This is a genomic window from Methylibium sp., assembly GCF_013817365.1.
In the GTDB taxonomy this organism is placed as follows: domain Bacteria; phylum Pseudomonadota; class Gammaproteobacteria; order Burkholderiales; family Burkholderiaceae_C; genus Methylibium.
Genome location: NZ_JACDCU010000207.1, coordinates 1 through 6,881 on the forward strand (window position 1 = coordinate 1; position 6,881 = coordinate 6,881).

At 65.9% G+C, this 6,881-nt stretch carries 7 protein-coding genes and 3 pseudogenes; 3 read left to right on the forward strand and 7 right to left on the reverse strand.

What is annotated here, in order from left to right; translation table 11 throughout:
• From H0W38_RS13135 to H0W38_RS13155, 5 genes and pseudogenes are all read right to left on the reverse strand, one after another.
• A pseudogene (locus H0W38_RS13135) lies at window positions 1-613 on the reverse strand (cyanophycin synthetase); the annotation flags it as partial.
• Complete coding sequence (locus tag H0W38_RS13140) at window positions 610-1,395, reverse strand: cyanophycinase (protein ID WP_292454732.1); 786 nt, start codon at window positions 1,393-1,395, stop codon at window positions 610-612. The pseudogene H0W38_RS13135 and the gene H0W38_RS13140, both read right to left, overlap by 4 nt.
• Window positions 1,396-1,649: 254 nt before the next feature.
• Complete coding sequence (locus H0W38_RS13145; RefSeq protein WP_292454733.1) at window positions 1,650-3,107, reverse strand: iron-containing redox enzyme family protein; 1,458 nt, start codon at window positions 3,105-3,107, stop codon at window positions 1,650-1,652.
• A 511-nt stretch (window positions 3,108-3,618) separates the two neighbouring features.
• Window positions 3,619-3,801 carry a hypothetical protein gene (locus H0W38_RS13150; RefSeq protein ID WP_292454736.1) on the reverse strand — a complete coding sequence of 61 codons (183 nt, stop codon included), beginning with the start codon at window positions 3,799-3,801 and terminating at the stop codon, window positions 3,619-3,621.
• A gap of 119 nt (window positions 3,802-3,920) precedes the next feature.
• Window positions 3,921-4,051 (reverse strand): annotated as a pseudogene (locus tag H0W38_RS13155) (BAX inhibitor (BI)-1/YccA family protein); the annotation flags it as partial.
• A gap of 1,031 nt (window positions 4,052-5,082) precedes the next feature.
• Here H0W38_RS13155 and H0W38_RS13160 point away from each other — a divergent pair.
• The 3 genes and pseudogenes from H0W38_RS13160 to H0W38_RS13170 all read left to right on the forward strand — a co-directional run bounded on the left by H0W38_RS13160 (window position 5,083) and on the right by H0W38_RS13170 (window position 6,089).
• Window positions 5,083-5,313, forward strand: a complete 231-nt coding sequence (locus tag H0W38_RS13160; RefSeq protein WP_292454737.1) for a hypothetical protein — start codon at window positions 5,083-5,085, stop codon at window positions 5,311-5,313.
• Between the two features lie 91 nt (window positions 5,314-5,404).
• Window positions 5,405-5,650, forward strand: a pseudogene (locus tag H0W38_RS13165) (hypothetical protein); the annotation flags it as partial.
• A gap of 76 nt (window positions 5,651-5,726) precedes the next feature.
• Complete coding sequence (locus H0W38_RS13170) at window positions 5,727-6,089, forward strand: response regulator (protein WP_292454739.1); 363 nt, start codon at window positions 5,727-5,729, stop codon at window positions 6,087-6,089.
• Here the strand turns inward: H0W38_RS13170 and H0W38_RS22110 are convergent.
• On the reverse strand, window positions 6,063-6,347 hold the full coding sequence (locus H0W38_RS22110) for a type II toxin-antitoxin system RelE/ParE family toxin (protein ID WP_367162047.1): 285 nt from the start codon (window positions 6,345-6,347) through the stop codon (window positions 6,063-6,065). The genes H0W38_RS13170 and H0W38_RS22110 overlap by 27 nt on opposite strands.
• Window positions 6,337-6,567: a CopG family ribbon-helix-helix protein gene (locus H0W38_RS13175; RefSeq protein WP_292454738.1), complete on the reverse strand. Its 231-nt coding sequence runs from the start codon at window positions 6,565-6,567 to the stop codon at window positions 6,337-6,339. The genes H0W38_RS22110 and H0W38_RS13175 overlap by 11 nt, the downstream gene beginning before the upstream one ends.
• Window positions 6,568-6,881: the final 314 nt, after the last annotated feature.

Below are 6,881 nucleotides of genomic sequence, written 5' to 3' on the forward strand. Positions count from 1 at the left end.
GGCTGGTGATCGTCGCCTGCACGCGCTGCTGCAGCGCGCCCCAGCCGAGCTGGAACAGGTTCGCCGATTCGGTCAGCCGTGTGATGGGAATCCCGCGTTGCTCGGCGGCGTCGACGATGGCACGGGTACTGGGCCCGATCGCGGCGCGAGCGGCGAGCGAGCGCAGCTCGATCAGCACCGGCTCGAGCGCGAACGCTTCGCCGGTGGCCAGCCTCTCGACCATTGCGAGCGCGACCTCGATGGCGCGCTGAGCCACGCTCTCGCTGCGGTAGGCAACGACGACGCGGTAGTGGCGCGGCCGGTCGCGCACCATCCGCGCCTTGCCAAAGCCGACGGCCGGGCCGGCTAGGCACTGCAGCTCGAGCGTCACGTGCTCGACGATGTGGGCCATGTAGGTGCCGGCGCGCAGCCGCTCGACGAAGCCCCCGACGTAGCCGGGCGAGCAGCGGTGCTTCTGCAGCGTGGGGAGCAGGGCGAGCAGGCGGTCGGTGAAGCCGTCCGGGGAGGCCGACGAGACGTCGTCAAGCCCTTCGAGGTCGATCACCGCCAGCAGGCAGGGCCGCGGCGAATGAATGTTGGGACCGCGCAGCAGGCGGCGTTCGACGAGCTTCACGATGCCGCTCCCTGGAAGCGGCCTTGGGCGCCGCTATCGGGCGTCGCCGTCACCGCACCGATCAGGTCGACGAGCGTCTTGGGGATGGGCCGGGCCCCTACGTCGTCGCGCGACGCGCTGGCGCCTGTCCTGCCGCCGTCGTGGCGGTAGTGGGCGCCAGCCGGCAGCAGGTGCAGCGTGACGTTGAAGAGCTCGAGGCTTTCCTTGTCGGCGGCGTCGAGGTAGTTCGACAGCATTTCGCAGCCATTGATCAACGTCACAGCGCCCTCGCCGATGATCTCTATGCCGTGGCTCGGCTCAATGACCAGGGCGGTGTATTCGTCGATGCCGGCGCCGAGCAGATATGGGTGCTGGGCGACGATGGCGAGCAGCCGGCCGAGCCGCTGGCGCTCCGAGAAGTGCTGGTCGATGACGACCCGGCGCACGAAGCCGAGGCCGGCCGCGAGGTGCACCAAACTCTTCTGCGGCAGGATGTCGCGGCTGCCGTCGAACAGCATGTGTTCCGACATCACCGATGCGCCGGCGCTGGTACCCGATGCAGGCGCCGCGCTCGCGCAGGGCGCGATGCATCGCCTTGTCGATGCGGGTGCCGCGGTCAGCGCGATCAGCCGCTTCTGGTCACCGCCGGTCATGAAGATACCGTCGGCCTCGTAGACCTGCTGGGCCGCGGCCTCGTCGCTGGCATCGTCGCGGTTGGCGATGGCGATGGCGATGGCGATGGCGATGGCGATGGCGCTGCGGCGCCGAGGGTTCCGAAGGCTTCGTCGTTTGCGCCCCCACATTTCCTCGTGCAGCGTGCTCGCGGCGGTGTGCCGGCACGGCCCGGGCGAGCTGCACGGGATTCTTGACGTCGCGCACACAGGCGACGGCGCCGAGTGCGTCCTCGCTGTCATCACAAGGCATCCCTCGTGTTCTTTGAATTGCCAACGCCACCATGCGTCACGACCGCAGGGAACGCCTTGCTCCGCTTCATATTCAGGTCAAGAAACGGTTGCCGTGCCCCATCAGGGCCCGGCCCAGGGCCCCGAGGGCGTGGTCATTCATGGGCGTCGCGCAGGTTGGTGTAGATCCGCGTCGCCAGCAGGCCGACGGGGCTGGAGTGGTTGGCAGGCGAGAGCAGTCCGATCAAGCGGGCCATTGCCTCAGCGCGGCCGGTCACGCCGGCCAGCCGGTCAGAGAGAAGGCGCAGGTCGGCATTGAAATCGCCGGCGGTGGCGCGATCTAGGCCGGCGAGGTGATGGCTCAGGACATCGGCCACCGTCGTGCCGTGGGCGGGGCGAGGCGGGCGCGAGACGGCATTGGCAGCAGGCGCGACGACGCGCTTCGGGAAGCGGCGTGCCGGGCGCCGCGGTAACGGCGGCGGCGGGGGCGATCCCAGCGTAGCCGCCCCAGGCGCAGCGACGATCCAGTCGGCGACCAGCGCCTGCTCCCAGGCCGTGAACACGCCGAACATGGGCGAGCCTTCGTCGTGCAGGAGCCTCCAGAAGCGGCTGTTCACCGGCGGCTGGCCGCGCCGGATCCAGCCCAGGTCTTCAAGTGCACGCAGGAAGTCGGGCAGGCGGGCAGGCTCGCTTAGCCACTCGGTCACCGTTTTGCCACCGACGCTGCAGTAGTCGGAGTGCAGCGGCGCGCCCACCATGGCTTTGTTGGCTAAAACGCCAAGCAGCTCGCGCTCCAGGTCGAACGACTCGATTGCATCGACCGTACCCATGCCTAGCAGGTTGAGCTTGAAGCCGGCGGCGACGCGCGCGAAGAATTCGCGGCCGCTTCCCAGGCGCGGCCAAGCCGCGAGCAGGCCGTCGAGCGCCTGCCGAGCATGACCGCTCGCCCCGTTGTCGACGGTGACATGCAGCGTGAAGTAGTAGGGGTCGATGTCGAGCTCGGCCAGCTCATAGGCGGTGATGGGCAGGTGCAAGGGCAGCTGCTCGTAGCCGAGGTTGAAGCCGATAAGTTCGGGAAGGAACTCGTCGGCATGGTGGGCGAGCGCGAGCTGAATGGCGCCCTGGGTGTAGTGCTCGTCAGCCAGCCGTTCGGCACCGTGGCCTTCGAGGCCGTGGCTGGAGAGCAAATCCCGGTAGAGGGCGACATGGTTTTGCGCCCGCCGGCCCTGGCCCAGCTCATCGAGGTAGATGCGAATAAGGGCACCGAATCGTGCGTCGTTCCAATGCGGCAGCAGGCCGTATAGCCACGCACCGTCGACCAGCTTGGTCGGAGCGACGGCGCGCAGGAAGTGCAGAGCGTGCGAGCGAGTTGAGAAGAAGCGGCGCGGCGCTCCAGCCTGCCGCTCGTCGAGGTATTGACGGTAGCGCTCGGCAGCTTCGCGGTTTTCTTGCTCCAGCCATACCGGAAGCGAGCGGATGTGATCGGGAAAGTCGCACGCCAACTCGCTAGTGGCGTCGATCTGATCGAGCAGGAACGAGCGCGACGCCGAGCGCGCCAGCTCGTCAATCTGCCCGGGCCCGCCTCCGCCCTCACGCAGCAGCGCTGAGTACAACGAAACGGCGCGGGCGCGGGCGCGGGCGCGACGCGGCGGTGTCGCGTTTGGGTCGGCCCGATGAATCCCGGAGACAGAACTGTCTTTCAATTTTAGCAATCCACAAAAGAGTTCGTGCCGCGGAGGGGCAAGCGACATACCCGTTCCCTGGAACGTACGGAGAAGTTGTTGCCCTCAACCATTCCGACTGCTGGCAGTCGAGGCTTTCTATCGGGACAGCCTGTGACAGTGACTCGGGGTCCTATCGATATCCAGCCTCTCGTTGAAGTGGCGGCGGGTGTCCCCCGTGGGGGGTCATTGACACAGTGGCGAAAGACTGCGAAGGGAGTTGAGGGAGCGTTCGCCTGAAAACGGCGGGTCTCCTGACCGGCCAGTAGTCGGCTCTTGCCTGTCGAGTCCTGAGTTCATCCGCTCGACTTTCAAGATGCAGGCCCAGCTCTTGGCTCGGGCGCGAGAACTGAGCTTGAACTTCCTGTCGTCCGAAATCGCGCCTTCAACCGGGACGGCAGCGCTACAGCAGTGCGGCGGCCAGGTACCACAGGCCGGCGGCCCAGGCCAGTGTGCGGGAGCACGCTGCGTGGCGCCACAGTGCCAGGCACAGGAACAGCGGCGCGGAGTGCAACGCCACTGGCAGGTCCATGGGCGCACGTTGTGCCACAAGCATCAGGGCGGCAAAGCTTGCCAGCAGGTTCAACAGGCCGCGGCGACGACGATGTCGCGCCAGAACACCATCGCTGCCGGCCGCTCGCCGCGCCAGCGGCGGGCGAAAAAGCCGCTTCGCTGCGCAGCGCCCGGCACGATGTGCGGCTTGCTCTTCTGGCCGCCGAAAATGCCCAGCAACATCAGCAAGGACTGGAATCGTTGTAGATGCTGAGGTACACGCCCAGAGTGGCGCTGACGTAGTTGGTTTCCAGCCCGTCCTGCGCTCGCTTGAGGTCATGCACCCGAGGAGCCAGCCATGCCAAGGCGCGACTTTTGCGGCCGTGCCGGGCGTGGCTCAGAAAGCTGCTCCTCGAACGCTCGTCCGGCAACTGGTGTGCCGCATTGACCTGCTTCCGCAAATAGGTGACTGCCGCATCGAGCTGCTCCGGCTTCAAGGCATAGGGATCGAACCGTGCCATTCCCCAAGCTCGCATCAGGTCGCCCAGCGCCCGCTCGCCGGGCACATATTTCATGGACCAATCGCCGAACGTGCGTTCGTTGGTCGGCTCGCGCGCCAATTCCGTTACGTCGGAGGCGGCGGCCGCCGACAAGCAACTGCAGACGATCCTGCAAACCATCAGCGGCCCGCTGGTGAAGCTGCTCACTCGGGATGTCGCTCGCCGCCTGTTCAAGGTGAGCAGTACCTTCGGGACCGGTGTTGGCGCGGTGACAGGCAGTGCCGCGGACGCGGAGCGTCGCAAAGGCGCTGCACGCCACACAGGCGCAGCATGCGATGGGCCGCAGCCAAGCTTGGAAAGCCCCGGATGCCTTGCCCGCGCCTTCACGTCTCGGGCTGACAGTGCGCTTCATGCCATTCTTGGTCGTCGATTCATTAATCGGGGAAGGCCGCATCGACAGCGGCGCCCGGTCGAAGGTTTAGCCGCTGTTCGATACGAAAGACATGGTCAAGTGGTCGTCGAGGCCTGCCTCGGCGGCTGCGACGTTGACGAGCGATGATCGGGCCACTGACGGAGATGTTTATCCCGGAGCACGTTAGCGCGATTTCTGGAGTGTGACCGGTTTGAGCGTCCGGTACTGAGTTCGCCAAGCAGGGCGTCCAGCGCCGCCACGCCGCTGGGAACAACTTCGCGGCTGAACACCGCGCCATGCTCGTTCGGCGTCAGCCGCGGAAAGACCTCCAATCCGCTCGGTCCAGCACCATGCGACGTGGCTTGACGCGCTCCACCGCCTCAAGGAGCGCTTGGACCAGCCGTGCGATTCCGTAGTGACGCGCAGTTCGCTCGCCATCTCACCCAGGGTCACATACCGGGTGGTGTCGCCTTCCCTCACGCCTTGCAGCAGCTATTGCAGCGCCAAGGTCGTCTTGCCGGCGCCGGGTTCGCCGTTGATCATGCAGGACCATGCGCGCCGCACCGAGATCCTGTGCAGCAAGGACGAAGTGCAGGAAGCTTTCGAGCTCTGCAAGCAGGCCTACTTCGACGACTACGTGCTGTATGGGCGCTGTATGGGCCTCATACCCACGACGGGCCACGTCTGGCCATGAGCGCCTGGAACGTCTGCCGCGACATGAGGTCGCAGCGCTCCGGCACCTTGCGGCCAGCCGAGTTGCTTGCGCATCCGCGGCCATGTCGGACGCGCGGATCCTGGAAGGCTCGGTCGAAGAGCTCGGCCTTGATCCGGCCGACTACGGCACGCACTCCAAGCGGCGCACGAAGGCAACGCTGTGCCATTCAGGGGTGCCCGGCATCGCGGTCACGGCGACGTGTATACCCTTGGTAGGCGATTTGCAATCGACACGGCGCTGTGGGACTGGGCACTCGACGACCGCATCAGCGGCCGCACGGTGTATCAGCGTCGACTCGTTAGACTCTTTGCGGTGACGTCAGCACAAATCGCTGCGTCCTCGCGGCACTGGGGGCCCCTGCCTCAGAGCCGAAGCGCATGACGCGCGTCTAACTGGTCGACGACCATGTGATGCTGCGCGACGGCATCCGCTCGGTGCTCGAATCAGCCGGCCACCAAGTGGTGGGCGAGAGCGCCGACCTGACGACCGCCCTTGGCGAATTGCTGCGTTTGAGCCCCGAGGTTTTGCTGCTCGATCTCAACCTCGGCCAGCGCTCGGGGCTCGAACTCCTGACTGCCGTCATCAGGATCGTGCTGCCTGCGCCCATTTTCGAGATCGAGGCTTCGATCGGGAACTCTTCGCCGTTGGCCCGCACGGCCGTCAACGCGTGCAGCAAGCCGCCCACGTGGCGCACGCTGGCGCGGGAGTCGTGGCCGCGACCGGTCCATTCACCACCGTTCTGGCGGCCGCCGTGATGTGTGAAACACGCGCAGGATTTCTACCGTCTCGCCCCGCACGCGGTAGGGAACGATGTAGCGCGTATTTGCCACGATCAACTCGCGGGTGCCGGGCACTCGACCAGGCCGACCGAGACCCGGCTGCTCCGCAAGAATTGAGACGGCATCAAGTACGCGCTTGACGACCAAACCCGCGGCCGTGGCGTCGTCAGCCGCGATGTAGGTAGCCTCATCGTCAAGGTTGCGCAGTGCCTTGCGCAGCCACCTAACGCGCATTCACTTTCCACTTCTTGGCCAGTGCAGTGACATCCTTGTCGCTGGCAAAGTCACCGGCATCGGCTTCCTTCAGCGCCGCCTGGATCTCGCCGATCTGCCACTCGTTGTTTTCGACGTAGGAACGGATGGCTTCAGCGGCCAGGAACGACTTGCTGCGCTGGGTCGCTTCGGCCAAGACATCGAGGCGGTCCTTGACGTCGTCTTCAAGGCGGACGGTCATGGTCGTGGACATGTTTGGGGCTCGCAGTGCTTTAATGTACACACAATACCACAACGGCGCACTTCGTTCGCTGACTCAAGGTCACGGATGCAGTCATGTGAGTGGCTGTGGAGCACGGCGCCGATGACGGGTTTCGGGCAGGTCAACCGCGCATCTGGATCTCCGGACTCGACCCTCTGCTGTCGTCGGCGCCGTCAAACCCACTGCCGGCGAGCAGACGTTCGCACATGATCCTCGCTGATCGACCTAAGCGGTCTACCACTCAGCTGCAATTCTCTGCCCGTAGGCGGCGTCACTCCCCGGGTGATCGGTAC

Excerpts from the sequence above, each read along its gene's own strand:
- H0W38_RS13140 (WP_292454732.1), bottom strand. The coding sequence starts at position 1,395 with ATGTGGGGGCGCAAACGACGAAGCCTTCGGAACCCTCGGCGCCGCAGC.
- H0W38_RS13175 (WP_292454738.1), bottom strand. The coding sequence starts at position 6,567 with ATGACCGTCCGCCTTGAAGACGACGTCAAGGACCGCCTCGATGTCTTG.
- H0W38_RS22110 (WP_367162047.1), bottom strand. The coding sequence starts at position 6,347 with ATGCGCGTTAGGTGGCTGCGCAAGGCACTGCGCAACCTTGACGATGAG.